Source organism: Bradyrhizobium sp. 164 (assembly GCF_023073715.1).
GTDB lineage: Bacteria > Pseudomonadota > Alphaproteobacteria > Rhizobiales > Xanthobacteraceae > Bradyrhizobium.
Genome location: NZ_JADPKA010000066.1, coordinates 51,371 through 77,458, shown reverse-complemented (window position 1 = coordinate 77,458; position 26,088 = coordinate 51,371). Strand labels below are relative to the sequence as shown.

21 protein-coding genes and 2 pseudogenes are annotated in these 26,088 nt (G+C 63.6%); 12 read left to right on the top strand and 11 right to left on the bottom strand.

Annotation, left to right across the window (positions count from 1 at the left end):
- Positions 1–27: 27 nt before the first annotated feature.
- Entirely contained in the window at positions 28–1,074 is a 1,047-nt protein-coding gene (locus IVB01_RS20445; protein WP_247280597.1) for a peptidase M29, read from the top strand.
- Here the strand turns inward: IVB01_RS20445 and IVB01_RS20440 are convergent.
- From IVB01_RS20440 to IVB01_RS20420, 5 genes are read right to left on the bottom strand one after another with little or no spacing between them, the layout of a single operon-like run.
- Positions 1,071–2,063 (bottom strand): 3-hydroxybutyryl-CoA dehydrogenase, encoded by a 993-nt coding sequence (locus IVB01_RS20440; protein WP_247280598.1) that lies wholly within the window; start codon positions 2,061–2,063, stop codon positions 1,071–1,073. The two genes, IVB01_RS20445 and IVB01_RS20440, sit on opposite strands and share 4 nt — an antisense overlap.
- A gap of 3 nt (positions 2,064–2,066) precedes the next feature.
- Complete coding sequence (locus tag IVB01_RS20435) at positions 2,067–3,155, bottom strand: NAD/NADP-dependent octopine/nopaline dehydrogenase family protein (RefSeq protein ID WP_247494824.1); 1,089 nt, start codon at positions 3,153–3,155, stop codon at positions 2,067–2,069.
- Positions 3,152–4,687: a long-chain-fatty-acid--CoA ligase gene (locus IVB01_RS20430; RefSeq protein ID WP_247280600.1), complete on the bottom strand. Its 1,536-nt coding sequence runs from the start codon at positions 4,685–4,687 to the stop codon at positions 3,152–3,154. Before IVB01_RS20430 ends, IVB01_RS20435 begins: the two co-directional genes overlap by 4 nt.
- 2 nt (positions 4,688–4,689) lie before the next feature.
- Positions 4,690–5,979: an acyl-CoA dehydrogenase family protein gene (locus IVB01_RS20425; RefSeq protein ID WP_247280601.1), complete on the bottom strand. Its 1,290-nt coding sequence runs from the start codon at positions 5,977–5,979 to the stop codon at positions 4,690–4,692.
- Positions 5,980–5,991: 12 nt separating this feature from the next.
- Entirely contained in the window at positions 5,992–6,789 is a 798-nt protein-coding gene (locus IVB01_RS20420; RefSeq protein ID WP_247280602.1) for an alpha/beta fold hydrolase, read from the bottom strand.
- A 210-nt stretch (positions 6,790–6,999) separates the two neighbouring features.
- On the opposite strand from IVB01_RS20420, the gene IVB01_RS20415 reads away from it, so the two are divergent.
- The 4 genes from IVB01_RS20415 to IVB01_RS20400 all read left to right on the top strand — a co-directional run bounded on the left by IVB01_RS20415 (position 7,000) and on the right by IVB01_RS20400 (position 12,390).
- On the top strand, positions 7,000–7,761 hold the full coding sequence (locus IVB01_RS20415) for an SDR family oxidoreductase (RefSeq protein ID WP_247280603.1): 762 nt from the start codon (positions 7,000–7,002) through the stop codon (positions 7,759–7,761).
- Positions 7,762–7,804: 43 nt separating this feature from the next.
- A complete protein-coding gene (locus IVB01_RS20410) occupies positions 7,805–8,641 on the top strand; it encodes an enoyl-CoA hydratase family protein (RefSeq protein WP_247280604.1) in 837 nt (278 codons plus the stop codon).
- A 95-nt stretch (positions 8,642–8,736) separates the two neighbouring features.
- A complete protein-coding gene (locus IVB01_RS20405; protein ID WP_247280605.1) occupies positions 8,737–11,088 on the top strand; it encodes a bifunctional salicylyl-CoA 5-hydroxylase/oxidoreductase in 2,352 nt (783 codons plus the stop codon).
- Positions 11,089–11,139: 51 nt separating this feature from the next.
- Positions 11,140–12,390, top strand: a complete 1,251-nt coding sequence (locus IVB01_RS20400; RefSeq protein ID WP_247280606.1) for a flavin-dependent oxidoreductase — start codon at positions 11,140–11,142, stop codon at positions 12,388–12,390.
- 9 nt (positions 12,391–12,399) lie between these two features.
- Here the strand turns inward: IVB01_RS20400 and IVB01_RS20395 are convergent, their stop codons facing one another.
- Both IVB01_RS20395 and IVB01_RS20390 read right to left on the bottom strand, forming a co-directional pair.
- Positions 12,400–12,855, bottom strand: a complete 456-nt coding sequence (locus IVB01_RS20395) for a cupin domain-containing protein (RefSeq protein ID WP_080136282.1) — start codon at positions 12,853–12,855, stop codon at positions 12,400–12,402.
- An 89-nt stretch (positions 12,856–12,944) separates the two neighbouring features.
- On the bottom strand, positions 12,945–14,120 hold the full coding sequence (locus IVB01_RS20390; RefSeq protein WP_247280607.1) for an ABC transporter substrate-binding protein: 1,176 nt from the start codon (positions 14,118–14,120) through the stop codon (positions 12,945–12,947).
- 250 nt (positions 14,121–14,370) lie between these two features.
- Here IVB01_RS20390 and IVB01_RS20385 point away from each other — a divergent pair, with 250 nt between their 5' ends.
- From IVB01_RS20385 to IVB01_RS20375, 3 genes are all read left to right on the top strand, one after another.
- Positions 14,371–14,889, top strand: a complete 519-nt coding sequence (locus tag IVB01_RS20385; RefSeq protein WP_247280608.1) for a MarR family transcriptional regulator — start codon at positions 14,371–14,373, stop codon at positions 14,887–14,889.
- 147 nt (positions 14,890–15,036) lie between these two features.
- A complete protein-coding gene (locus IVB01_RS20380; RefSeq protein ID WP_247280609.1) occupies positions 15,037–16,728 on the top strand; it encodes a benzoate-CoA ligase family protein in 1,692 nt (563 codons plus the stop codon).
- 15 nt (positions 16,729–16,743) lie between these two features.
- A complete protein-coding gene (locus IVB01_RS20375; RefSeq protein ID WP_247280610.1) occupies positions 16,744–17,208 on the top strand; it encodes a RidA family protein in 465 nt (154 codons plus the stop codon).
- Between the two features lie 19 nt (positions 17,209–17,227).
- Here the strand turns inward: IVB01_RS20375 and IVB01_RS35730 are convergent.
- From IVB01_RS35730 to IVB01_RS20360, 3 genes and pseudogenes are all read right to left on the bottom strand, one after another.
- Positions 17,228–17,408, bottom strand: a pseudogene (locus tag IVB01_RS35730) (CBS domain-containing protein); the annotation flags it as partial.
- A gap of 2 nt (positions 17,409–17,410) precedes the next feature.
- Positions 17,411–18,382 carry a CHAD domain-containing protein gene (locus IVB01_RS20365; protein WP_247494823.1) on the bottom strand — a complete coding sequence of 324 codons (972 nt, stop codon included), beginning with the start codon at positions 18,380–18,382 and terminating at the stop codon, positions 17,411–17,413.
- A gap of 26 nt (positions 18,383–18,408) precedes the next feature.
- Positions 18,409–19,941, bottom strand: a complete 1,533-nt coding sequence (locus IVB01_RS20360) for a bifunctional aminoglycoside phosphotransferase/ATP-binding protein (RefSeq protein WP_247280636.1) — start codon at positions 19,939–19,941, stop codon at positions 18,409–18,411.
- A 187-nt stretch (positions 19,942–20,128) separates the two neighbouring features.
- On the opposite strand from IVB01_RS20360, the pseudogene IVB01_RS20355 reads away from it, so the two are divergent.
- From IVB01_RS20355 to IVB01_RS20345, 3 genes and pseudogenes are all read left to right on the top strand, one after another.
- A pseudogene (locus IVB01_RS20355) lies at positions 20,129–20,218 on the top strand (universal stress protein); the annotation flags it as partial.
- A gap of 65 nt (positions 20,219–20,283) precedes the next feature.
- Complete coding sequence (locus IVB01_RS20350; protein WP_247280612.1) at positions 20,284–22,977, top strand: bifunctional acetate--CoA ligase family protein/GNAT family N-acetyltransferase; 2,694 nt, start codon at positions 20,284–20,286, stop codon at positions 22,975–22,977.
- 292 nt (positions 22,978–23,269) lie between these two features.
- Positions 23,270–23,998, top strand: coding sequence for a Crp/Fnr family transcriptional regulator (locus IVB01_RS20345; protein WP_247280613.1), 729 nt, complete (start codon positions 23,270–23,272; stop codon positions 23,996–23,998).
- A 4-nt stretch (positions 23,999–24,002) separates the two neighbouring features.
- Here the strand turns inward: IVB01_RS20345 and IVB01_RS20340 are convergent, their stop codons facing one another.
- Entirely contained in the window at positions 24,003–24,776 is a 774-nt protein-coding gene (locus IVB01_RS20340; RefSeq protein WP_247494822.1) for a cyclase family protein, read from the bottom strand.
- Between the two features lie 304 nt (positions 24,777–25,080).
- Here IVB01_RS20340 and IVB01_RS20335 point away from each other — a divergent pair, with 304 nt between their 5' ends.
- On the top strand, positions 25,081–26,052 hold the full coding sequence (locus IVB01_RS20335; protein WP_247494821.1) for a TRAP transporter substrate-binding protein: 972 nt from the start codon (positions 25,081–25,083) through the stop codon (positions 26,050–26,052).
- The last annotated feature ends 36 nt before the right edge of the window (positions 26,053–26,088 follow it).

Here is a 26,088-nt window from a genome sequence, read left to right as displayed (position 1 = left end):
GAGAATCTTCACGACCGGGAGTGGACCATGCTGGCTGATCGCATTGAGGCAAAATGGATCGACGCATTTTGCGAAATCTTTGACCGATGCGCCGTCAGGGCGGGCGATACCGCGGCGATCCTTTCGGAAACCCAGTCGCGCGCGTTGAACGTGCATCTGGCGGAGCTCGCGCTGCTGCGGATGGGAGCACGGCCGTTTCACGTGGTAATGCCGACACCGCGTAACCGTCATGTCGTTCCGGTTCGCTCGACCGGGGCGAGCGAGGCGATCCAGCGCCTGGGGCCGGTGATCAGCGCGCTTCAGCAGGCCGGCTTTGTGGTGGATTGCACCATCGAAGGCCTGATGCACGCGGTGGAGACACCCGAAATTCTCAAGGCTGGCGCGCGCATTCTGGTGATTTCGAACGAGCATCCCGAGGCGCTGGAACGGATGGTGCCGGATCCCGCGCTCGAGAAGCGCGTTCGTGCCGCGGTGAAGATGCTGCGCGGAACGAAGCGGATGCGGGTCACTTCAAAGGCCGGAACGGCGCTTGACGTCGACATGGTCGGAGCCTCCACGGTCGGCGTGTGGGGCTGGACCGACAAACCCGGCACACTCGCGCATTGGCCGGGTGGCATCGTCGTCAGCTTCCCCAAGAGTGGGACCATCAACGGCACGCTGGTGATGGCGCCCGGCGACATCAACCTGACCTTCAAACGTTATCTGACGTCACCGGTGAAGATGACGCTGAAGGACGATTACGTCGTCGAGCTGGAAGGCGAAGGTACGGATGCCGCGATGATGCGCAGCTATCTCGCCGCCTGGGGTGATCGCGAAGCCTATGCGGTCTCGCATGTCGGTTTTGGCATGAACCCCGGCGCGCGGTACGAGGCGCTCTCGATGTACGACCAGCGCGATACCAACGGTACCGAGCTTCGCGCTGTGTCGGGCAATTTCCTGTTCTCGACTGGTGCGAATGAATTCGCGGGCCGCTACACGGCGGGTCATTTCGACCTGCCAATGATGGGAACGACGATCGAGCTCGACGGTGTTGCCGTCGTCCGCGAAGGTGTGCTCCAGGACGTCTTCGGCTAGCCGCGATCGAGCACGGGCGGTCGCGCCAGGCCAAAGTGGCGGAGCAGGTCGACCATGGCCCTGAGTCGCTCGACACGATAGGCATCGACATCGAGGCCGGAGTAGTCGAGGAAGCCCGCGCCCGTCCGCAGGCCGATCCGGCCCTCGCTCATGTTGCGCGAAATCACCTCTGGCGCCCGATAGCGATCGCTCCCCAGTGCACCTTCGAGATAGCGGCTCGCATAGTACAGGATGTCGCCGCCACCCCAGTCGATGAATTCGAGCAGGCCGAGCACGGCGTAGCGGAAGCCGAAGCCGTAGCGGATCGCCTTGTCGATTTCCTCCGCGCTGGCGACACCCTCCTCAACCATCCGAGCGGCCTCGTTCATCGCCAGCGCCTGGATGCGCGGGACGATGAATCCGGGCGTCGCCGCACAGACCACCGGTATCTTGCCGATGCCTTCGAGCAGCACCTTGACCTCGTCGATGATGGCGGGGTCGGTGGCCTTGCCAGGCGAAACTTCGACCAGGGGGATCAGATAGGCCGGGTTGAGCCAATGCACGTTGAGGAAGCGGCGAGGGTTCACGATCGCGCCGGACAGATCGTCGACGAGGATCGTCGACGTCGTCGATGCAATGATCGTGTCCGGGCCGACTTGCCTCGAGGCGGCCGCCAGTACCTCCCGCTTGAGCTCGACGACCTCAGGGACGCCCTCGAAGACCATACCGGCCTCGGACAGCGTTGCGCCGCTGTCGCCGGCCGCCACCACCGAGACCCGCGCGATCAGCGGATCGACGTCCATCTCCGTCAGTAGCCCCAGCTTCGACAGGCTGGCAAAGGTCTTCCTGATTTCGCCGAGCGCGTCCGCCTCCAGCTTGGCGAAATCGTCCGCGGAGCGCGCCTTGATGTCGATCATCGTGACCCTGTGCCCCGCATAGGCGAACGCGACGGCGATGCCGCGTCCCATGCGGCCAGCCCCGAGACAGGCGATATTGACGCGATTGGTCATCGATCAGAATCCATTGCGAAGCAGCGTCTGCAATTCAGCCTTGTTGAGATTGCCGAGCCTCAGCGTCTCGAGCGTTCGGCCCTCTCGCGCAAAATCCTCGCCGCAGATCGCACCGCCGATCGCGAGGAACGCTTTGGCCAGCGGTGTGGCCACGCTAGCCAAGGCGGCGACGGAGACCAGCAACGACAGCCCGAGCCGCAGATCCTCTCGCATGTAGCGGTGCTCGGTCAGCACGATCCGTTCGCGCCAGTCGCCGGAATCGGTCAGCCGGTCGTGCGAGCCGCGGCCATACATCCAAATCTCGCCTTCCATCGCATAGTGATGAGCCAGCGGGAAATGCGGCGCGCCGTAACCGAGCACCTCGCGCACCGCGATGCGTTCCGCGTCGAGCGCGTCGGTGACCCGGCGGATCGCGGCTTGCGTGCCTTCCTTGTGAATGTCCCAGCGCTCGAAATGTTCGATCGGGCCGGCGTTCATCACGATCAACGGCGGATGGATGATAGGCCCTGCATTCATCAGCGCGCCGGACAGCGCATCTCCGCACGGTTCGATCACGCCCGGAAAAGCGCGTCCAATGACTTCGAGCGCATGTGCGGCCTGATCGAGCGGGAATACGCCGACGGGCAGTCGCTTGGCACGGATCGTGATTGCGACCTCGAATGGTCCATGCTTGCGGGTCAGCCAGGGCAACGTCCCGGTCTCGGCAAAGCTCACCTCGGCATGGATACCGGCATCTCGGGCGGCTTGGGCGAATATCATCGAGCCGAATGTCGCCGGCGGCAGAAAAATAACCTGGCCGTCCTGCAGATGCGGGGCGAGCTGACGGGCAATATCCGGCTGCGCGAAGGCGGGCGCGGGGCAGAGGATCAGCTCGACGCCGTTGACGGCTTCGGCGATGTCGGCCGTGACCAGCGCGAGCTCCACGTCGTGGCGGCCGTTATGATCCTTGACCAGAATGCGCGAGCCGACGGCGCGATGCGCTGCGACCTGATCGGCATCGCGGCGCCAGAGCCGGACCTCGTTCCCCGCCAGCGCAAAATCGCCCGCGGCCGCAAAAGAGCCGTTTCCCCCACCCAGAACCGCAATCTTCAAGATCCTTCTCCTTGCGCGCGCGATTGCGAATCGAGCTGCTTCAGCAAGAAATGCTGCACCTTGCCGAGTGCCGTGCGCGGCAGGTCGGTGACGAAGACGATATCGCGTGGAACTTTGAATCGCGCGAGCTGTGCCTGGATGTACGCTCTGAGCTCATCCGCTTCGAGATGCGAGCCGGATCGCCGGATGACATAAGCGATGGGGACTTCGTCCCAGCGCGGGTCCGGCCGGCCGATCACGGCGCATTCGCTGACATCGGGATGTTCGAGCAGGACGCGCTCGACCTCAGCTGGATAGACATTCTCGCCGCCGGAAATGATCAGGTTCTTCTTGCGGTCGCGCACCCAGAAATAGCCGTCCGCATCGCAGAAGCCGATATCTCCGGTGCGATACCAGCCGTCGTGCAGCGCATCACGTGTGGCGTCCGCATTGCCCCAATATTCGAAGAACACGTTGGCGCCGCGCACCGCGATTTCGCCCGGTGTGCCGGCCGGCACCTCGACTCCGGCCTGATCGACCATCTTTGCCTCGCAGCACAGGCCGGCCAGTCCGGTCGATCCCACTCTCGAGAGGTCACCGCCGAGGCGGGTGTAGATGGCGATGGGGCAGGTTTCCGTCGAGCCGTAGACCTGAAGCACGGGAACGCCCCGCGCGACGAAACGGTCGATCAAGTGCGGCGGCACGATCGTCGAGCCCGTGGCGACGGCCTTGAGTGACGAGAGATCGGCCGTCGTCCAGGCGGGATGCTCGCTCACGGCCTGGATGATCGCCGGCACCATCACGGTCAGCGTCGGCCGCTCGCGTTCGATCGCCACGAGCGCTGTATCCGGCGTGAAGCGGGCGTGGATCGTGACGGTTGCGCCCAACTGCAGCGCCGGCGTTGTCTGGATATTGAGGCCGCCGACGTGGAAGAACGGCAGCACGGTCAGCACGTGGTCGTCCGACGTCATGTTGTGCATGTGTTGGCTCATGACGCCGTTCCAGAACAGCGCCTCTTGTCGCAGCACCGCGCCCTTCGGGCGTCCGGTCGTTCCTGACGTGTAGACGATGAGGAGCGGGCAGGAGAGATCGGCGTTCGGATTGCGGCCGCTGCCCGGGCTGCGAGCCAGCAGATCTTCGAATGTCGTGCCGCGAGGCGGCGTGAAGTCGAGGCCGACCACCGATGTCCCTGGCGCAGTCCGCCCAAGTTCGCCAAGCACTCCCTCAAATGCCTGCTCGAGCACCAGGACCTTGGCGCCGGCATCGCTCAGAATGAACAGCTGCTCGGCGACCGCCAGCCGCCAGTTCAGCGGCACCAGCATCGCCCCGAGCCGCGCACAAGCGTAGAGCAGAACCAGGTAGTCCGGCCGGTTCAGGCTCAGGATCGCGACGCGGTCGCCGCGGCCGACGCCGAGTTCCCGCTTCAAAGCAGTTGCGGTCCGTTCGATGCGCGCGGCGAATGCGGCATAGCTCAGCCGTTCCCCTTCGAAGGCAATGGCCGTCTTGTCTGGCGCGAACGCCGCGTTGCGGTCGATCAGACTACAGAGGTCCACCGTCAGTCGTCCGTCTCGCCGGCCTCGTACAGCGCCTCGCGTCCGATCCGGTCGAGGCAGAGCTCGGCGGTCCAGGGCAGCATCAGCGAACCGCAGCGGCTGTCGCGGTAGATCCGCTCCAGCGGCAGCGACCGCAGCATGGCCTGACCGCCGCAGGTGCGGATTGCGAGCGCGGCGAGCTCATTTGCGCCCTCCATCACCGAATATTGTGCGGCGTAGGCGCGCAGCACCTGTTCCTTGCTTGGATTGGCGCGGGCTTCGGTCACGGCCTGGAACCAGATTGCCTTGATCTGCTCTAGCTTGATCTGCATCTGAGCGACGGCGATCTGCTTGGTCGGGTACATCCGGCGTTTGACCGGCGGCATGCCCGGCACCGCGCCGCGTAGATAACGTACGGTGAAATCATAAGCGGCTTGCGCCAGGCCCATGTAGGTCGGAGACAGCGTCAGGAACATGTGCGGCCAGCGCATTGCGGCCTGAAAATAGACGCCGCGCGGCATCAGCGCAGAATCCTCCGGCACGAACACGTCCGTGAACAGAAGCGTCCGCGAGACGGTGCCACGCATGCCAAGCGGATCCCAGTCACCAACGACCGAGACGCCTTCCGATTTGGCAGAAATAGCCAGATAAAGCGTATTGCGGCGCGATGCCTTCCCGCCTTCCTCGATCTCGGTGCAGAGCACGCCGTAATAATCGGCATGACCGGAGAGCGATGCAAAGATCTTCTTGCCGTTGACGATCCAGCCGCCCTCGACCGGCCTTGCTTCCGTGCCGAAAGCGACACCGCCCGCCGCCGCCGCACCACCTTCCGAGAACGGCTGCGAGTAGATCGCGCCGTCCTCGACGATGCGCTTGTAATGGACCGCGCGCCGCCGCTCGTGCGCGGCGCGGGTGTCCGCGTCCATGTCGAGATCGTCGGCCAGCGGGCCCGACCACAGCGTCGAGCACACATGCATGTTCCAGGTCAGCGCGGTCGCGCCGCAGTACCGGCCGATCTCGGCCGCCGCCAAGGCATAAGTCTGGTAGTTCGCGCCGAGGCCGCCGTGCTTCTTGGGGATGGCAATACCGAGCAGGCCGATGCGATGCAGATCGCGATAATTCTCAGTCGGGAAGGTCGCCTCGCGATCGTAGGTCGCAGCGCGGCCGGCGAACACGCTCTGGCCGATCTCGCGGGCGCGCGCGATGATGCCGGCCTGCTCGTCACTGAGGCGGTATGCGACAGGATCGAAGATTGGAGCATCGAGCACGGCCTTGTCGCTTGCGCCGATATTCTTGCCGACTTGCATGGTCATGGCGCAATCACCTTAGGCTTTGGTCGCGAGAGACTTCAGGAATCGGCCGAGCGCTTCGTTGAAGATATCGGGGCGTTCGAGATTGGCGAGATGGCCCACGCCAGCGAGCTCGACATATTCAGCTCCAGGAATAAAGGTCGCCGTCTTCGCCATCATCGGCGCCGGCGCGTTGTTGTCCTTTGAGCCGGAGAGCAGCAGCGTCGGGACCGAAATATCCCTGAGCGTGCTGCGCTGATCGAAACCGATTAGAGCCAGCATCATGGCGCGATAACTGGCTTCAGGCACGTTTGCCATGCATTCGCGGGCGAGCTCCATTCCCTTTGGATCGGGATCGTCGCCGACAAGCTCATTCACCAACGAAGGCGCCAGCGACATCATGGTCTCCCCACGATCGAGCGGCCCGAGCCGCGCTGCGATAAAGGATCTCTGCCAATCGCCGTCAGCCTTGCCGAAGGCCGGGCTGGTCTGCGCCAGGACCACCGCGCGCGCCAGTTTCGGCGACTGCACCAGCCACTTCTGGACGATCATGCCGCCGATCGAATGGCCGACCAGAATGGGCCTGCTTGCGCCGAGCTGCTCGATGAATTGCTTGAGTGCATCCGCCAGGGCAGCGATGCTGACGCTGGCGAGCGGCGCCGATCCGCCATAGCCCGGCATGTCCCATGCGATCGCGTGGAAGCGGTTGCCGAATGTGGCGAGCTGGTGCCGCCAGGCTCTCGCCGCGCCGCCAATGCCATGCAGGAAAATCAAAGGTGTCGCGACCGGATCGCCCGCGGCTTCGTAGGCGAAGCGTCCGTCCTTTGTTATCATTGGCACTGGCCGCGACACGCGACATCCTTTTGCTTGGCTCTATGATGCTAACAGGCTCGCGGGCGATGGAAAGGGATAATTTTATACTTAAAGCAATTTTCGGGCCGATCGCCGTGCGGCCGTTCCCGATCGTCAATCGGCGCTTTCGTTGCAAAAATTTGAAGGTTAAAATATATCCAGGGAACGATCAGCATCTCAGGGAGCCAGCGCATGTCCGGATTGCCGCATTCGCCGCACGCGCTGGTGACCGGCGGCGGTCGCGGCATCGGCCGTGCCATCGCGGTCTCGCTCGTCAGTGCCGGCGCGACCGTGACCGTGCTCGGTCGGAATGCCGCGACTCTTGCAGAGGCCGTCAACGCAGGCGCCGCGCATTTCGCGGCTGTTGCCGACGTCTCTGATGAAGCCTCATTGAAGACCGCCATCCTTGAGGCGAGTACGCGCAAGCCGATCGACATCCTGGTTGCCAACGCAGGCAGTGCTGAATCCGCGCCATTCGCGAAGTCGGACAGCGCTCTGTTCAGCCGCATGATGGATGTCAATTTCATGGGCGTGGTCCATGCCATCCGCGGTGTATTACCGGGCATGAAAGACCGTCCCTATGGCCGCATTGTCGCAGTTGCGTCCACGGCCGGGCTCAAGGGCTATGCCTATGTCAGCGCCTACGCCGCGGCCAAGCACGCCGTGGTCGGTCTCGTGCGTTCGCTCGCTCTCGAGATGGCCGGAAGCAATGTGACCGTGAATGCAGTGTGTCCCGGCTTCACCGACACCGATCTCGTCGCCGGCAGTATCGAAAACATCATGGCGAAGACCGGCAGAACCCGCGAGCAGGCGATTGCCGAGCTCGCCAAACATAATCCGCAAGGAAGGCTGATCACGCCTCAAGAGGTGGCCGATGCCGTGCTGTGGCTGTGTGGCGAGGGTGCCGGCGCGATCACCGGGCAGGCGATCGCGGTTGCGGGCGGTGAAATCTAGCGTGTGTGGCGCAGGCGCGGAACAAGGAAGCTGAGGAGATCGCATGAGCAGACCAGCCAATCCCGTCACCATACCGCTTGCAGATTACTCGCCGCAGCATTTCCTGCTGGCGGTGGTCGACGGTGTTGCGACGGTTACGCTCAATCGCCCCGAACGAAAGAATCCGCTCACCTTCGAAAGCTATCGGGAACTGACCGATTTCTTTCGCGCCTGCGCGTTCGACGACGCGGTCAAGGCCATCGTCGTCACCGGCGCTGGCGGTAATTTCTCGTCTGGTGGCGACGTGTTCGAGATCATCGGCCCGCTCGTGAAGATGGACACCAAGGGGCTGACGGCCTTCACGCGCATGACCGGCGACCTCGTCAAGGCGATGCGCGCCTGCCCGCAGCCGATCGTGGCTGCCGTCGAGGGCATCTGCGCCGGCGCTGGGGCGATCATCGCCATGGCGTCGGACATGCGCCTCGCGGCGAGTGGCACAAAGGTCGCGTTCCTGTTTAATAAGGTTGGCCTTGCCGGCTGCGACATGGGCGCCTGCGCGATCCTGCCGCGGATCATCGGTCAGTCACGCGCCTCCGAACTGCTCTACACCGGCCGGTTCATGACCGCGGAGGAGGGCGAGCGCTGGGGCTTTTTCAGCCGCCTCGTTACGCCCGAGCAGGTGCTGCCCCAGGCGCAATTGCTGGCCAAGCAGGTCGCGGAAGGGCCGACCTTCGCCAACACCATGACCAAGCGGATGCTGGCGATGGAATGGGCGATGTCGGTGGAAGAGGCGATCGAGGCGGAAGCCGTCGCGCAGGCGTTGTGCATGACGACGGCCGATTTCGAGCGCGCCTTCGAGGCTTTCGCCAACAAGGTGAAGCCGGTCTTCAGGGGCGACTAGGATAACCGTCTGTACGGGGGCCAGACCAGCGACGGGGGCTTGCGCGAAATTATTTTAGGCTTAAAATAGTTTGCAGGTGAATTGGCGAGGCTCCCATGAAAATCGCGATCATCGGTGGCGGACCTGCGGGTCTCTACGCTGCGATCCTGCTCAAGAAGCAGCGCCCAGGCGCCGAAGTCACGGTGTATGAGCGCAATCGAGCCGATGACACTTTCGGCTTTGGCGTCGTGTTCTCCGACGCCACGCTGGACAATTTCGAGAAGCACGATCTTCCGAGCTACCGCCGCATCACTCAGGAATTCGCCTATTGGGACGACATTGCCGTGCATTTCCGCGGCACGGTGCACCGGGTCGGCGGCAACGGCTTTTGCGGCTGCTCACGGCAGAAGCTGCTGCTGATTCTTCAGGAGCGGGCACGCGAGCTCGGCGTCTCCCTGCATTTCGAAGTGGATATCGACGACGAATCCCGTTTCGCCGATGTCGATCTCATCCTGCTCGCGGACGGCATCAACAGCCGCTTCCGCGAGAAATACGTCGATCACTTCCAGCCCGAGGTCGACGTCCGCTCCAACAAGTTCGCCTGGATGGGCTCGACAAGGCCGCTCGATGCCTTCACCTTTATCTTCCAGGAAACCGAGTGGGGGCCATTCATCGCCCATGCCTATCAGTATGAGGCCGGGCATTCGACCTGGATTTTTGAGACTGATCCGCAGACGTTTGCGCGCGCCGGGCTGATGGGGCTGGACGAGGCTCAGTCCGCCGCGCGGATGGCGGAGATCTTCGGCTGGTTCCTCGATGGGCACAAGCTGCTGACCAACCGCTCGATGTGGCGCAACTTCCCGATGATCCGCAGCAAGCGCTGGGTCAAGGACAACATGGTCCTGCTCGGCGACGCCAAGGCGAGCGCCCATTTCTCCATCGGCTCGGGCACCAAGCTCGCGATGGAAGACGCCATCGCGCTGGCCGAAGCGATGGAGAAGGCGCCCAGCATCGAGGCGGCGCTGGCGGAGTATGAGAACGGCCGCCGCGAGGAGGTCGAAAAGACGCAGCATGCCGCGGACGTCTCCTTGGTCTGGTTCGAGCACGTCGACCGCTTCTGGGATTTTGATCCCGTGCAATTCGCCTTCGGCGTCATGACTCGCTCGAAGGCAATCACCTACGACAACCTCAAGCTCCGCGCGCCGGATTTCGTGGCCGAGGTCGAAAAAACGTTCGCCAGGCAGGTGCGCAGCAGCGGCTTCGATGTCGACATCGACAACCCGAGCGTGCCGCTGTTCCAACCCTTCCGCTTGCGCGAGATGGAGGTTGCCAATCGCGCCGTGGTATCGCCGATGTGCATGTATTCGGCCAAGGAAGGCGTGCCGACCGACTTCCACCTGGTGCATTACGGCTCGCGTGCGATCGGCGGCGCCGGGCTGATCTTCACCGAGATGACCTGTGTGGGCCGCGATGCCCGGATTACGCCCGGCTGCGCCGGCCTCTGGAATGACGAGCAGGAAGCCGCGTGGCGGCGCATCGTGGATTTCGTCCACGGCAATTCGGCCGCGAAAATTTGCCTGCAAGTGGGCCACGCCGGCCGCAAGGGCGCGACCAAATTGATGTGGGACGGCATGGACCGGCCGCTGGAGCAGGGCGGTTGGGAGGTCTGTTCGGCATCGCCGCTGCCCTATTTCCCCGACAGTCAGGTGCCGCGCGAGCTCGATCGTGCCGGCATGAATGCGGTGAGGGACGCTTTCGTCGTGGCGGCCGAGCGCGGCGAGCGCTGCGGCTTCGACATGCTCGAATTGCACTGTGCCCACGGCTATCTGCTCGCGAGCTTCATCTCGCCGCTCACGAACACCCGCTCGGACGACTATGGCGGCTCGCTCGCCAACCGTCTGCGTTTCCCGCTCGAGATCTTCGAGGCGCTACGCGCGACATGGCCGTCGCACAAGCCGATGTCGGTGCGCATCTCCGCAACCGACTGGGCTGATGGCGGCATCACTGGCGATGATGCCGTCGCCATCGCGCGCGCCTTTGCGGAGGCTGGTGTCGATCTCGTCGACGTCTCGACCGGCCAGACCGTGCGCGACGCACAGCCGGTCTACGGGCGCATGTTCCAGACGCCCTTTTCGGACCAGGTCCGCAACGAGGCGCGCGTGGCCACCATGTGCGTCGGCAACATTACGACGGCGGATCAGGCCAACACCATTTTGGCCGCCGGCCGGGCGGATCTCGTCGCGCTCGGCCGTCCGCATCTTGTCGACCCGTTCTTCACCATGAAGGCGGCAGCCTGGTACGGGGCAAACGACGTGTTCTGCCCGCCGCAATATCTGCCCGGAAAAGATCAGATTTTCCGCAACAGCGTTCGCGACCGGGAGGACCTCGAGGAGCTGAGAATTAAGGCTAAGCCCAAGACCCGGGCCGAGCTCAAGGCGGAGGCGACAAAGCCGCTTGCGGCGGAGTGACCGCCCGTGCGACCTTGACCCATTGCCTGTGTTTCGAGTGGAGTGAGGGCGATGAAGGCGATTATCGTCGGTGGCGGTATCGGCGGTCTCACCACGGCATTGATGCTGCGCTCGCGAGGCCTGGATTGTGAGATCTTCGAGCAGGCCGACACCATTCGCGAGCTCGGCGTCGGGATCAACACGCTGCCGCATGCCATGCGCGAGTTGGCGGGGCTCGGCCTGTTGCAGAAGCTCGACGAGGTGGCGATCCGCACCGATCAGCTCTATTATCTCAATCGCCACGGCCAGGAGGTCTGGCGCGAAGCCCGCGGCATCGACGCCGGCCACGACGTGCCGCAATTCTCGATCCATCGCGGCCGCCTTCAGGGCGTCATTCATCGCGCCGTCGAGGAGCGGCTCGGGCAGCAAGCGATTCACACCGGCCGCCGGCTCGGCGCTTTCACGCAGGACGAGGGCGGCGTCACCGCTTATTTCTTCGATCGGGTCGGCGCCCATGTCCACACCGCGCGCGGCGATATCCTGATCGGTGCCGACGGCATCCATTCGCGCGTCCGCGACACGCTGTTCCCGAATGAGGGGCCGCCGTGCTGGAACGGCCTGATGCTGTGGCGCGGCGCCCGCGACTGGCCGCTGTTCCTCACCGGCAAATCCATGATCGTGGCCGGCGGTCTCAACGCCAAGGTGGTGATCTATCCGATAGCGGAAGGATCAAGCCCGGCGAGCCGGCTCACCAACTGGGCGGTGCTGGTCAAGGTGGGCGAAGGCAATGCACCCCCACCGCGGAAAGAAGACTGGTCGCGGCCGGGCCGCCGCGAGGAGCTGATGCCGCATGTCGCGCGCTTCTCGGTCCCCTACATCGACGTGAAGAGCCTGATCTCGGCGACGCCCGAATTCTACGAATATCCGACCTGCGACCGCGATCCCTTGCCCTATTGGTCGTCCGGGCGCGTCACGCTGCTCGGCGACGCCGCGCATCCGATGTATCCGGTTGGCTCGAACGGCGCCTCGCAGGCGATCCTCGATGCGCGTTGCCTTGCCGATGCACTGGTGCGCGCCGAGCATCCGCGCCAGGCGCTGGTCGAGTACGAGAAGAAGCGTCTGCCGATGACGGCGGAGATCGTCCGCTCCAACCGGCGCGGCGGTCCCGAAGGCGTCATCGACGCCGTCGAGCAGCTTGCGCCTGATGGTTTCGACAATGTCGAGAACGTCCTGAGCTATTCCCAGCGCGAAGCGATCGTGCGTGGCTACGCCACCAAGGCAGGCTTCGCCGCAGTGCCGGGACTTGCGGCGGTGCGCGCTTAAAAGACCCGGCTAGCCGCCGGGCGGCGGCGGCAGGAAGTGGATGTTGAACTCGGCGGCCATCGCCACCACGTCCTCGGGCTTCTGCTCCTTCATGTTGTGAAGCCCCCAGAACAGATCGAACAGCTTGCGGCTCGGCGACACCCAGAACAGCACCTTTGCGGTCTGCTCCGACTTGTTGAAGATGCCGTGCGGCACGCCCATGCCGAGGCGGATCAGGTCGCCCGCGGTCGCCTGCGCCTCCGAATTGCCGAGCATGAAATCGAGCTTGCCCTCCAGCATGTACAGATACTCATCCTGATCGGGGTGAATGTGCGGCGGCACGAACGTGCCCGGCGGCAATGTCGCATGCCAGGAGAAGCTGTTTTCGGCGTAGCTCTTCGGCACATAGGTCTGGCCAAGGATGTTCCAGGAAATGCCCTGGATGCCCTCATTGGCCCGAGTGATGCCGGTGATTTCGCTCTTCATTGCAGTCCTCCCGTAACGCGATACGGTTTTAGGTTATGGTTGAGCATGATCTTTTCGGAAAACCGCTGCGCACTTTTCCGGATCATGCCTTAGTTCGCCGCCTTGCAGTCCTTGGCGTAGCGGTCGCCGTAATTCTCGAAGACCTTCTGCACGATTTCGGTCTGGAACTTGCCGTCCGGACGCTTGGCGACCTTGGTCAGGTAGAAATCCTGGATCGGATAGCCGTTGGTGTTGAATTTGAAGGCGCCGCGGAGCGAGGTAAAATCGGCTTTCTTCAAGGCGGCGGCGACTGCCTCCTTGTTGGAGAGGTCGCCCTTCACGGCCTTGATCGCGCTGTTGATCAGCATGGCGGCGTCATAGGCCTGGAAGGCGTAGGTGCCGGGCACGCTGTTGTAGGCGGCCTCATAGGCGGCAACGAACTTCCTGTTCTGCGGATTGTCGAGATTGGGCGCCCAGTTCGCGCCGCCGAACATGCCGACGGCCGCGTCCTGCTGCGCCGGCAAGGTGGATTCATCCACCGTAAAGGCCGAGAGCACCGGGATGGTATCGGCCAGCCCTGCCTGCCGGTACTGCTTGACGAGGTTGACGCCGAGACCGCCCGGCATGAACGTGAACAGCGCGTCGGGCTTGTGCGAGGAAATCTTGGAAAGCTCCGGCTGAAAGTCCAGCGTGTTCAGCGGCATGTAGGATTCCTCGACGATCTCGCCCTTGTAATCGAGCTTGAAGCCCGCCACCGAATCCTTGCCGGCCTGATAGTTCGGGACCATCAGGTACATGCGCTTATAGCCGCGATCCTGCGCGACCTTGCCAAGGATCTCGTGGACCTGATCGTTCTGATAGGACGTCACATAGAAGAACGGATTGCAGTCCTTGCCGGCAAACGTCGACGGACCGGCATTGGGGCTGATCAGGAAGGTTTTCGATTCTGTAATGGGCCGGTGGATCGCCTGGAGGATGTTGGAGAAGATCGGGCCGACCACAAAGTCGACCTTGTCGCGCTCGAGCAGGCCTTTCACCTTGGTCACCGCCGCATCCGGCTTCAATTCGTCGTCTGCGACGATCACCTCGACATCGCGGCCGCCCATCTTGCCGCCGAGATCCTTGATCGCGAGCGCAAAGCCGTCACGGACTTGCTGGCCCAGCGCAGCGGCAGGTCCCGACAGAGTTACGACCACGCCGAGCTTGATTTTCTCCTGGGCGAGGGCAGGGCTCATCGCGGTGCCGAGCAGCATGGCGGCTGCGGCCAAGGTCATTTGCGTCTTCATGATCTGTCCTTCATGACCATCGGCTTGCGCTGCAAGCCGCGTACTCCAATCCAAGCTTATGCCGATGATGGCCGCCGCGGCAAGCCGAGCTCAAGACTTCGCATCCTGCGGGCAGCAGCGCATGCAAGCGGCGCGCCAGTTATTTGAAGCCTAAAGAAATTGACCTGCGGTCGATTGTTGCAGCTTTGGACTTGCGGCCGGCTCCGATTTATTTGAAGCTCAAAACGTTGGGGAATCTGTGCCGGCGCCAATGCCGGCCGTGAGTGACTGCATCAACATGCTCGATTCCGAAACCAAGGCCGTGGAAACGCCGGAGGACCATGCCGAAGAGCTTCGGCTGTGGCTGCGGCTCTTGACCTGCACGACCCTGATCGAAGGGGAAGTCCGCGGCCGGTTGCGGCAGCGGTTCGACGTCACGCTGCCTCGGTTTGACCTTATGGCGCAGCTCGACAAGGCGCCGGACGGCATGACGCTGTCCGACGTCTCCAAGCGCATGATGGTGTCGAACGGCAACGTCACCGGCCTTGTCGAGCGTCTGGTTGAGTCCGGTCACCTCGATCGGCGTACCTCGGAGACGGACCGCCGCGTCCAAGTGATCCGCCTCACAAAACTCGGGCGCGCCGAGTTTCGCAGGATGGCTGCGGAACACGAAGCCTGGATCGCCGACCTCTTCGCCGATCTGACGCCGAAGGATGTGCGGGAATTGATGCGGCTCCTGGCCAAGACCAAGGCGTCGGCGCAGAAATCGGCCGCGCGCAGCCGGCCGTAAGTAGGCGGCGGGACGGGACGCAGACCCTATTTGCCGCAGGAAAAAGCAAGGAATGCGCAAAATCCGCTATTGCACCAAATTGTTTTAAGCCTAAAATGTTTTCCAGATCGTGCTGCCGGGTGCAATCCATGCTGAAAGGAGCGTGCGATGGCCAACGCTGCCAAGGTTCAAGTGTCGGGTTCGTGTGACGGCAATGCTGCGACGGCCCATGTCGATACGTTCGCGCGGCAACATCTGCCGCCGCGCGAGCTCTGGCCCGAATTCATCTTCACGCGACCGGAGCTGCGCTATCCCGCGCGATTGAACTGCGTCAGCTATTTCCTCGATCGCTGGGTCGAGCAAGGCCACGGCGATGCGCCTTGCGTCATCAGTCCTGCGGTCAGCTACACCTATCGCGAGCTGCAAGCGCTCGTGAACCGCATCGCCAATGTGCTGGTCGGCAAGCTGGGTCTCGTGACCGGCGGACGCGTGCTGCTGCGCTCGGCCAACAATCCGATGATGGTCGCGACCTATCTCGCGGTCATCAAGGCCGGCGGCGTCGTCGTGGCGACCATGCCGCTCTTGCGGGCCAAGGAGCTGTCATATCCGATCCAGAAGGCGGAGATCGGGCTCGCGCTATGTGACGGAAAGCTCTCCGAGGAGATGGAGAAGGCGAAGGCCGCGGCGCCCGGCCTCAAGCACGTGGTCTATTGGGGCAATGGCGCGGCCGATTCGCTCGAAGCGCTGATCGCGGATGCGAGCCCCGAGTTCAGGGCTGTCGATACCTCGTCCGACGACGTCTGCCTGATCGCCTTCACCTCGGGCACGACAGGCGATCCCAAGGGCACCATGCATTTCCACCGGGACATGCTCGCGGTCTGCGACGGCTATGCGCGCAACATCTTGCGCGCCGAGCAGAAGGATCGCTTCGTCGGCTCGGCACCGCTCGCCTTCACCTTCGGCTTCGGCGGCGTGTTGTTTCCGATGCATATTGGCGCCTCCTTCGTGGTGCTGGAGAAGACGACGCCGGACGACATTCTGAATGCGATCGAGCAGTACAAGATCACGGTCTGCTTCACTGCGCCGACCGCATATCGGGCCATGCTCGGCAAGCTCGCGGGCCGTGACATCTCCTCGCTTCGCAAATGCGTCTCCGCGGGCGAGACGCTGCCCAAGCCAACATTCGAAGCCTGGCTGAAGGCCACCGGCATCAAGCTGATGGACGGCATCGGTTCGACGGAATTGCTGCACATCTTCATCAGCGCGACCGAGGACGAGATTCGCCCAGGCGCGACCGGCAAGCCGGTGCCGGGCTATGAGGCCAAGATCGTCGACGATGAAGGCCGTGACGTGCCGCCGGGGACGATGGGTCGTCTCGCCGTGCGTGGCCCGACCGGCTGTCGCTATCTTGCCGATGAGCGACAACGGAAATACGTCCAGAATGGCTGGAACATCACCGGCGATACCTATGTGATGGATGGCGACGGTTATTTCTGGTACCAGTCGCGCTCCGACGACATGATCGTGTCGGCGGGCTACAACATCGCAGGAACCGATGTCGAGGCGGCGCTGCTCACGCATCCGGCGGTCGCCGAATGCGGGGTGGTCGGCGCGCCGGACGAGGCGCGCGGCATGATCGTGAAAGCCTATGTCGTCGTCGCGCCGGGCGTGACGCCGGACGCGCAGCTCGTGACCGAATTGCAGGAGCATGTCAAACGCGAGATCGCGCCATATAAGTATCCGCGCGCGATCGAATTCGTTGCGCAACTGCCAAAAACCGAGACCGGCAAGTTGAAGCGCTTTGCCCTGCGTCAGCTGGCGCAGGCTGCAGCGACGTCCTCCGGCGTCGCTGCGGAATGAGAGAAGGATAGAGAATTGTCCGTGACGACGCCAAAAGGCCCGCAGCTCGCGGTGCTGCCGACAGCAGCCGAGCAGGAAATCCGTTCCCGGGCGCAGATCCTTCAGCCGTCTGGCTGGCCAATGCCGAAGGGGTATGCCAACGGCATGGCTGCCGAGGGACGCATCGTCGTCACCGGCGGGGTGATCGGCTGGGATGCCGAAGAGCGTCTCGCGGACGGCTTCGTCGCGCAGGTGCGCCAGACCCTGAGCAACATCGCTGCGATCCTGGCCGAAGCCGGAGCACGGCCCGAGCACCTCGTGCGCCTGACCTGGTATGTCGTCGATATGGACGAATACCTGGCCAATCTGAAGGAGTTGGGCAGGGCCTACCGCGACGTCTTCGGAGCGCACTATCCTGCGATGGCCCTGGTTCAGGTGGTCCGTCTCGTCGAGAAGGCGGCGCGCGTCGAAATTGAGGCCACCGCCGTCGTTCCTCGCTGAGCTCGGCCGTCCGGCGGCGCCCGCGCCTGCGTCCGGTGCTGATTTCGCTACGACGGATGAAAATCTCCTTCCGAGACGACGCCGACCAGCTTGCCGGTATCGACGACGACCATAAGGCCGCTGACATGCCGCTTCAGCATGATGTTCGCGGTCTCGACGATGCTGATCTTGGGGGTAACCGAGATGACCGACTGCGTCACACCTAATTCTCAGGCTCTGCGTTCGGCGCGAGGTCGGAGGAGCGGAAGGGCTTGGCTCTGTCCAGTTTGCGGTAGGCCGCCGCGGCGGTTCGCAACAGCTTCTTTTCCCGTTTGCGGTCGAGGAAGCGAGTGCCGGCCTCGAAGCCGACATCATTCAGCGACGCCGCCAGCGTTTGCCCTCGCGCATCATCATTCAGTTGCCCGAGAGATCTTTGCGCCTTGCGCAATTGCTTGAGGATGGACTTCTGCTTCGTCGCCGCCCCGTCGGTGAACAGATCCGCCAGCGATTCGACCGAATAGGTCATCCGCTTATTGAGCAGCCGCAGCTTGTGCCGCTTCTCGACGTCGAGCTTGCCCAGCTTTCGCGCTTTCTTGAGCAGCGTCGTCTCCCACTCGGTCAATCGCGCTGTCGCATGGTCGGCGAGCGAGCAGCGACGCAATCTGATGGCTTCCTTGCTGCGCCGCGTCGACCACGGGCCGCTCTCGATCCAGGCCGAGGTCTGCTCGACCAGGCGGCGATAGCGTGCGGATTGCAGCGCGCGCGCCAGCAGGCGGTGGCTCTCGGCGCGCTTCTCGTCCCAGTGCTGGAGCTCGGCGATCACGGCGAGCTCGTCGCCACTTTCGGCGACGACCCGCTCGATCGCCACGTCGAGGTCACGCACCATGCCGAGCTGCCTGTTGAGCCATTTCAGCTCGGCCCAGACAGTCGGCCGCAGCGCGTCGTCGAGCATCGGCGAGAAGAAGCGGATGGCGGTGCGCAGATGTGTCAGCGCGATCCGGATCTGGTGCAGGGCATCAGGATCGCCGCGGCAGGTGCCGTCGTGCTGGGCGAGGACGGCATCAAGGTGACGGCGTGCGATGATCCGAAACGCCGTGTCGCAGGCCATGCCGGAGCTGAGGCGGCCGGGCAGGGCATTGCGCCGTGTTGCCGGCATTGCGCGGGCGGCCGTCGAGGTCGTGCTGGGTCGCGCCATCCTTGCCCGCGTCAATCAGATTGCCTTTATTTGCCCTCAGCGATTGCGTCCCGGCAGCTCTGGAGCGTTTGCTCCTGTGTACCGGATGCATCGATGGTTGCCCAACCGACATGACCGATATTATAGCGCTCTTGCTGCGCGGCAACCTCTTGCGTGGCGTCGGATGCATCTCCCCGGCGGCTTCCGATGCGCGCCTGCCGGGTCGCGAGGTCGGCGACGAGGAAAAAACCGTTCAGCGGCACGTTGCGCTCGCGCGCCAGTGCGGCGATCGCGTCTCGTTCGCCCTCGGCGGCGAATACGCCGTCGATGATCGCCGAATGGCCTTGCGCCAGCACGCGCCGGGCGTACTGAGCCAAGGTGTCGTAGACGCGGGCCGTGACCTCTGGCGTGTATGCGAATGGTGGCAGTCGCTGCGTGTCCTTGACTCCGAACATCTGCTTGCGGACGATGTCGCTGCGCAGCACGATCGCCCCCGGCTGTGGCGCGACGACCGGTGCGAGCGCGCGCGCCATAACCGTCTTTCCGGTGCCGGACAGTCCCCCGACGGCAATCAGCCGCGGAGCTGGGGGGTGGATCACCGCCCGGGCGAGGCCGAAATAGCGCCGTGCATCGTCAAGGATGCCGGCATCATCAGAACGCGGCAGCTTCAGCCGTGCCAGCGCCACCTGAGCGCGGATCGCCGCCCGGATCGACATGAACAGCGGCAAGACGGAGAGCGCGTCGAGATTGTCGTTTGGCGTCGCAGCGAGATATCGGTTCAAGACAACGTTGGCCGCGCGTGCTTGATCATGGTGCAACAGGTCCATCAGCGTGAATGCGAGATCGTAGAGCACGTCGACTGTTGCCATCTGCGCATCGAACTCGATGGCGTCGAACAGGACCGGCTGTTCGCCGATCAAGACGATGTTCGCAAGATGCAGGTCGCCGTGGCAACGCCGCACGAAGCCGCGGTGGCTGCGCGCTTCAAGCAAGGTGCGGAGGCGCAGGAACATCGCGTGCGAGGCTCTGCCGAGCTGCGCGATTTCTTCGGCGTCAAAACGATTATCTTTTCCCAGGCCATTGCTGTTGCCATCGATCAGACCAGGGATGGAGGAAATCCACGCCCTGCCATCGGAGTGGCCTGCCGCCGCATGCGAAGCCACGATCGCGTCGGCGGCGGCCGAGGCTAGATCGTTGTCCAGCGGGCCGGCCTTGGCCAGATGATCCAGCGTTTGGCTTTCGTCGAAGCGCGACATGTCGACCGCATACTCGATCGGCCGGCCGGGGCCGCCGATCTGCACCGACCCATCCGGGTCCTGCGTGATCGCCACGACGCGATGATAGATCTGCGGCGCCAGCGGCCGGTTGATCCTGATCTCCTCCTCGCAGGCCGCCTTGCGCTTGTCGAGAGTCGAATAGTCGAGGAACGGAAACTGCACGGCCCGCTTGATCTTCAGCGCGCGGTCGCCGTCGAGAAACACCGAAGCTGCGTGCGTATCGATCCGCCTCACACCCGGATGCGTGGCGGAATTGGTGAGAGCCGCAAAGATCCGGTCCTGGGTCGCGGACTCGTCTGTCATTCCTGCTGGCACATCCAGATGCGTCGGACGGCAGTCCGGCCGCAATCAGGTTACCCTCTGGAACGAGATGGTGGCCAGTCCTTGACTTTGGTCAACATCCCTCCAAGCTGCCGGTACCGCGCTTGACGGAGATCAAGCGTCGCGACGAAAGCCGGACTACTCTGGCGGTCAAGGAAAAGCGATCTGTCATCATTCGCGTCTGAACGAGATCGTTAGGGGCGGTGTGATAAAGGCCGTCATTGGCCAGCCACCCTGCTGGGTTATGATCTCGCACTAAGCTGAACAGTTTGCGGCCCGATCTTCCACCATCGGAACCGCCAGCGACCGGGCGCATTTGCTTTCATGTCGACCTACCGCCTCAAGAATCTGCTGTCGCCGCGTTCCCTCGCGCTGGTCGGCGCGAGTCCCCGCCCAGTCTCCGTGGGACGCGCCGTCCTGGAGAACATCCGCTGCGCAGAATTCAAAGGGGAATTCGGCCTGGTCAATCCACGTCACGCCGAGATCGGCGGCATAGCCGCGGTGAAGAATCTGGACAGGTTGGACTTCGTCCCCGAGCTCGTGATCATTACTGCGCCGGCGCGGGAAGTTCCCGGCATCATCGACCAGGCCGGACGCCGCGGGTCGGCGGGCGCGCTGATCGTCTCGGCCGGGCTCGGCCACGGACCGGGATCCCTCCACGAGGCTGCTATCACTGCTGCCCGCAAATACGGCATGCGGCTGATTGGTCCAAATTGTCTCGGCATCATGATGCCTGGAGTGAGCCTCAATGCCAGCTTCGCAGCACACATGCCAGGCGCGGGAAGTCTCGCGCTGATCTCGCAATCGGGGGCGATCGCGGCCGGCATGGTCGATTGGGCGGCGCAGCGTGGCGTGGGTTTCTCCGGCATTGTCTCGATCGGCGATCAGATCGATGTCGACCTTGCCGATTTGCTGGACTATTTCGCGATGGATCACAAGACCCGCGCAATCCTGCTCTATATCGAAGCTATCAAGGACGCTCGCAAGTTCATGTCGGCGGCGCGCGCCGCCGCGCGCGTGAAACCGGTCGTCCTGGTGAAGTCCGGCCGGATGGCGCAGGGGGCGAAGGCCGCGGCCACGCATACCGGCGCGCTCGCCGGCGCCGACGCCGTCTATGACGCGGCGTTCCGCCGCGCGGGCGTGCTGCGGGTCTCCGATCTGCGCGAGCTGTTCGATTGCGCCGAGACGCTCGGCCGCGTTGAATCCCCGACGGGCAAGCGCCTTGCTATCCTGACCAATGGCGGTGGCATCGGCGTGCTTGCCATCGATCGATTGGTCGAGCTTGGCGGAATCCCGGCGTCGATCTCGGCGGACGCTCGCAAGAAGCTCGATGACGTGCTGCCGCCGACCTGGTCCGGTGCAAATCCCGTCGACATCGTGGGCGACGCCGACGCCTCGCGCTACGCGGCGGCGCTGGAGGTGCTGCTCGCCGATCCCGACAATGATGCCGTGCTCGTCCTCAACGTGCAGACGGCGATCGCCTCAGCGGCCGACATCGCCACGACCGTGACGGAGCTCGTCGGAAAATACCGCGAGCAGCACCGCCAGTGGGCAAAGCCCGTCCTTGCCGCCTGGGTCGGAGCCGATCAAGACATCATTCGGACGCTCTCCGGCGGGGGCATTCCGAACTACCCGACCGAGGACGATGCCGTGCGCGGCTTCATGCATCTGGTCCGGCACCGCGAGGTGGTGGAGGAGCTGAGCCAGGTTCCGCCGGCGATGCCCGATACGTTCGTGCCGGACGCGCCGGCCGCGAAGCGGATCGTCACTGCTGCGATCGCCGACGGCCGCAAATGGCTCGAGCCGGTCGAGATCAAGCACCTGCTCGAAACCTACGACATCGCGATGGTGCCGACCTATGCTGCGACCAATGTCGAGCAGGCGGTGGCCTATGCGAGCGACATGTTCGCGCAAGGCCTGACTGTCGTGCTGAAAATCATGTCGCGTGACATCGTCCACAAATCGGATGTCGGCGGCGTCGTTCTCAATCTGACCACGCCGGATGCGGTGCGCGCGGCTGCCACCGATATTCTCGACCGGGCCAGAAAACTGCGTCCCGAAGCCCGCATCGGCGGCGTCATCGTGCAAGCGATGGTGGTCAAGGCGAAGGCGCGCGAGCTGATCCTCGGTCTTGCCGATGACCCCACCTTCGGCACCGTCGTCGTCTTCGGCCGGGGCGGGACGGCTGTGGAGATCATCAACGACAAGGCGCTTGCGCTTCCGCCGCTGGACCTGCAACTCGCCCGCGACCTGATCGATCGCACGCGCGTGTCGCGGCTGCTTCGCGCCTACCGAGACGTACCGGCAGTGAAGCCGGATGCCGTCGCCATGGTGCTGGTCAAGCTGGCGCAGATGGCCGCTGACATTCCCGAAATCCGCGAATTCGACATCAACCCGCTACTCGCGGACGAAACCGGTGTCACTGCGGTCGATGCTCGCGTCGCCGTGGCGCCGCCGCAGCGGAAGTTCGCCGGCTCCGGCCCGGCCAATTTCGCCGTTCGGGCCTATCCATCGCAATGGGAGCGCCGCCTGGTACTGAAGGACGGCTGGCGTATCTTCGTGCGGCCCTTGCGCCCCGAGGACGAGCCGACCATCCACGAATTCCTGCGTCACGTCACGCCGCACGACCTCCGCCTGCGCTTCTTCGCGCCGATGAAGGAGTTCACCCACGAGTTCATCGCGCGCCTGACGCAGCTCGACTATGCGCGTGCGATGGCCTTCATCGCATTCGCCGAGGAGACCGGTGAGATGGTCGGCGTCGTCCGGCTCCACTCGGACTCGATCTACGAAAGCGGCGAATATGCCATCCTGCTGCGGTCCGACCTCAAGGGCAGGGGATTAGGATGGGCCCTGATGCAGCTGATCATCGACTACGCGAAGTCGGAAGGGCTCAAGACCATATCGGGCGACGTGCTCCAAGAGAACATCGTGATGCTCGAGATGTGCCGCCAGCTCGGCTTCGCGGTCAAGCCGGATCCGACCGAACCTGATATCTGCGAAGTCAGGCTGAAGCTCTGAGCTTACCCGCTAGGAGGGGCTTCAGCCCGAGATGTGACAGACCCGTTGGCCAACCGATGCCCGACCGGTATCGGGCGTTCGGCAGCGCCTCAACGCAATCGCGACTTGCACTGCCTGCAATTTTGCAGCGATCTAAATGCATGGACGCATCCTTCGGTTGCTGCCCTTTCGCCTAGCCGGGGCATTTTCGCGGCATTTGCCTAAAACCGCGCCCATGCTTTCCGGTTGAAAAGCCTGATAACGTTGACTACGCAGGAACCTCGATGCCTCGCAGTCTTAGGAGCCCCGTGGCGTGCCTCAGGACAAGACCGGCGACCCCCGACAGTCAGCGGGCAACAAGCTATCGGTTCTGCGCAAGCACCCGATCTTCGCGGATCTGGAGCCGGAGGCGCTCGATCAGCTCTGCCGCTATGCCAAGCACACAACCGTGAAGCGCGGTGCGACGATCGCCGCCAAGGGCGATCCCGGCAACAATCTGTTCGCGGTGATTTCGGGAACGGTGAAGATCTCCTCTTCGTCGCCGGATGGGCGGAATGCCATTCTCAATCTGATCGGTCCCGGAGAGATCTTCGGCGAGATCGCGGTGCTCGACGGCGCGCCGAGGTCGGCCGATGCGACCGCGAACACCAATTGCGAGCTCTACATCATCGATCGCCGGGATTTCCTGCCATTCGTGAAGAGCCAGCCGGCGCTGGCGATGAAATTCATCGAGCTGCTCTGCGCGCGCCTGCGCTGGACCAGCCAGCAGGTCGAGCAGGTGATCCTGCAGAACCTGCCGGGCCGGCTTGCCAGCGCGCTGATCGGTCTCACCGAGGAGCGCAAGTTCGACTCCGGCAGCGGCACACTCGCGATCACCCAGCAGGAGATCAGCGAGATGGTGGGCATGACGCGCGAGAGCATCAACAAGCAATTGCGCGCCTGGGCCGGCCGTAATTGGGTTCGTCTCGAGCACGGCGCCATCGTCGTGCTGGATATCGATGCGCTGCGCGAACTCGCGGAGAGCGGCCTCTCCGGCGAGTGATATCTCAGACCTGATCGTCGAGGATGGCGACCGCGCGGGTCCAACCGGCGGAGGCGCGTTCGATCTTGACCGGGAAGCATGAGACCGTGAAGCCGGTCGAGGGCAATTGATCGAGGTTGTGCAGCTTCTCGAGATGGCAATAGCCGATGTGCCGCCCTGCCTTGTGGCCTTCCCAGATCAGGCCGGCATCCCTTGTTTCGGCATATTTCTTCGCGGTGTAGACGAACGGCGCGTCCCAGCTCCAGCCATCGGTGCCGGTCAGGCGGACGCCGCGTTCGAGCAGGTACATCGTGGCCTCATAGCCCATGCCGCAGCCGGAATTGACGTAATCGGCTTGGCCGAATTTCGCGCCGGCGCTGGTGTTGACGACCACGATCTCCAGCGGCGACAGCGTGTGTCCGATCCGTTTCAGCTCCTTCTCGACATCGTCGGCGCTCGCCGCATAGCCATCGGGCAGATGCCGGAAGTCGAGCTTCACGCCGGGTTGAAAGCACCATTCCAGCGGCACTTCGTCGATCGTCCACGACCGTTCGCCGCGGTTCATGGTCGGATGGAAGTGCCAGGGCGCATCGAGATGCGTCCCGTTATGGGTCGACAGCGCGACCTGCTCGACGGCCCAGCCCTGGCCATCCGGAAGGTCTTCCGCCTTGAGGCCATCGAAGAACTGCAGCATGCGCGGCAGCCCTTGTTGGTGATCGATGTACTGGATCGTCGGATGGTTGCCTGGCGGATCGGCAGTCACGTCGTTTCGGAGCGGCACGATCAGCTTCCGCGGCATGGGCATTTTCCTCGATATGGTCCGCTGTTTCGAACATGTTGAGGGGGCTCGGTAGGCGGCGTCAAGTCACGTGCCGGCGACGTCGAGCCAGCCCACCGTGCCCACCATAATGCGAATTGCGCCAGAAATTGATCGATGCAAGTCTTGCATTGATCAATGCTGGATTTGGCTTGGACTCAGAATGCCGCCCGCCCTACGGACGACATTGGCGCTTGACTTCACACCTGAAGTGGAGCGACCCAAGGCGGCCCGCAGCCGGCCGACAACGACATAATCAACTCAATCGACCAGGAGGAAAGCCCAGATGAAGACGCTCACCGGTATCATCACAGCCGTTGCCTTAGCGGTCTCAGCGCCCCTGGCGACCGCACGCGATTTCCGCTCCGCCGACATCCACCCCGTCGATTATCCGACCGTCGAGGCCGTCAAGTTCATGGGCAAGCAGCTCGCGGCGGCGAGCGGCGGCAAGCTCGGCGTGAAGGTGTTTCCCAACGGAGCCCTGGGCTCCGAGAAGGATACCATCGAGCAGCTCAAGATCGGCGCTCTCGACATGATGCGGATCAACGCATCGCCGCTGAACAATTTCGTGCCGGAAACCATCGCGTTGTGCCTGCCTTTCGTCTTCCGCGACACGCAGCACATGCGCACCGTCCTTGACGGTCCCATCGGCGATGAGATCCTGGCGGCGATGGAGCCGGCGGGACTGGTCGGACTTGCCTATTACGATAGCGGGGCCCGGTCCATCTACACCGTCAAGGCACCGGTCAAGTCGCTCGCCGACCTCAAGGGCCTGAAGATCCGCGTCCAGCAATCCGATCTGTGGGTCGGCATGATCCAGAGCCTCGGGGCCAACCCGACGCCGATGCCCTACGGCGAGGTCTATACCGCTCTCAAGACCGGCCTCGTGGACGCTGCCGAGAACAACTGGCCGTCCTATGAGTCCTCGCGCCATTTCGAGGCCGCCAAGTTCTACAATGTCACCGAGCACTCGCTGGCGCCGGAAGTTCTCGTGATGTCGAAGAAGGTCTGGGACACGCTGAGCAAGGAAGATCAGGCGATGGTCCGCAAGGCGGCCAAGGAATCGGTGCCTGTCATGCGCAAGCTCTGGGACGAGCGCGAGCAGGCCTCCCGCAAGACGGTCGAGGCGGCCGGCGTTCAGGTCGTGACCATCGCCAACAAGGCGGAATTCGTCGATGCGATGAAGCCGGTGTATACGAAGTTCGCCGGTGACGAGAAGCTCCAGCGCCTCGTCAAGCGCATCCAGGACACGAAGTAAGCACAGCGGTGTCGGGTCCGGAGTCGCCTAGCGTGC

Bases quoted from the DNA above. Each gene is read 5' to 3' on its own strand.
- IVB01_RS20385 (WP_247280608.1), top strand. From the start codon at position 14,371: ATGCCGGCCGTGAGTGACTGCATCAACATGCTCGATTCCGAAACCAAG.
- IVB01_RS20380 (WP_247280609.1), top strand. From the start codon at position 15,037: ATGGCCAACGCTGCCAAGGTTCAAGTGTCGGGTTCGTGTGACGGCAAT.
- IVB01_RS20445 (WP_247280597.1), top strand. From the start codon at position 28: ATGCTGGCTGATCGCATTGAGGCAAAATGGATCGACGCATTTTGCGAA.
- IVB01_RS20340 (WP_247494822.1), bottom strand. From the start codon at position 24,776: ATGCCGCGGAAGCTGATCGTGCCGCTCCGAAACGACGTGACTGCCGAT.
- IVB01_RS20420 (WP_247280602.1), bottom strand. From the start codon at position 6,789: ATGATAACAAAGGACGGACGCTTCGCCTACGAAGCCGCGGGCGATCCG.
- IVB01_RS20365 (WP_247494823.1), bottom strand. From the start codon at position 18,382: ATGGCGCGACCCAGCACGACCTCGACGGCCGCCCGCGCAATGCCGGCA.
- IVB01_RS20415 (WP_247280603.1), top strand. From the start codon at position 7,000: ATGTCCGGATTGCCGCATTCGCCGCACGCGCTGGTGACCGGCGGCGGT.
- IVB01_RS20390 (WP_247280607.1), bottom strand. From the start codon at position 14,120: ATGAAGACGCAAATGACCTTGGCCGCAGCCGCCATGCTGCTCGGCACC.
- IVB01_RS20350 (WP_247280612.1), top strand. From the start codon at position 20,284: ATGTCGACCTACCGCCTCAAGAATCTGCTGTCGCCGCGTTCCCTCGCG.
- IVB01_RS20440 (WP_247280598.1), bottom strand. From the start codon at position 2,063: ATGACCAATCGCGTCAATATCGCCTGTCTCGGGGCTGGCCGCATGGGA.
- IVB01_RS20400 (WP_247280606.1), top strand. From the start codon at position 11,140: ATGAAGGCGATTATCGTCGGTGGCGGTATCGGCGGTCTCACCACGGCA.
- IVB01_RS20425 (WP_247280601.1), bottom strand. From the start codon at position 5,979: ATGACCATGCAAGTCGGCAAGAATATCGGCGCAAGCGACAAGGCCGTG.
- IVB01_RS20360 (WP_247280636.1), bottom strand. From the start codon at position 19,941: ATGACAGACGAGTCCGCGACCCAGGACCGGATCTTTGCGGCTCTCACC.
- IVB01_RS20405 (WP_247280605.1), top strand. From the start codon at position 8,737: ATGAAAATCGCGATCATCGGTGGCGGACCTGCGGGTCTCTACGCTGCG.
- IVB01_RS20395 (WP_080136282.1), bottom strand. From the start codon at position 12,855: ATGAAGAGCGAAATCACCGGCATCACTCGGGCCAATGAGGGCATCCAG.
- IVB01_RS20335 (WP_247494821.1), top strand. From the start codon at position 25,081: ATGAAGACGCTCACCGGTATCATCACAGCCGTTGCCTTAGCGGTCTCA.
- IVB01_RS20410 (WP_247280604.1), top strand. From the start codon at position 7,805: ATGAGCAGACCAGCCAATCCCGTCACCATACCGCTTGCAGATTACTCG.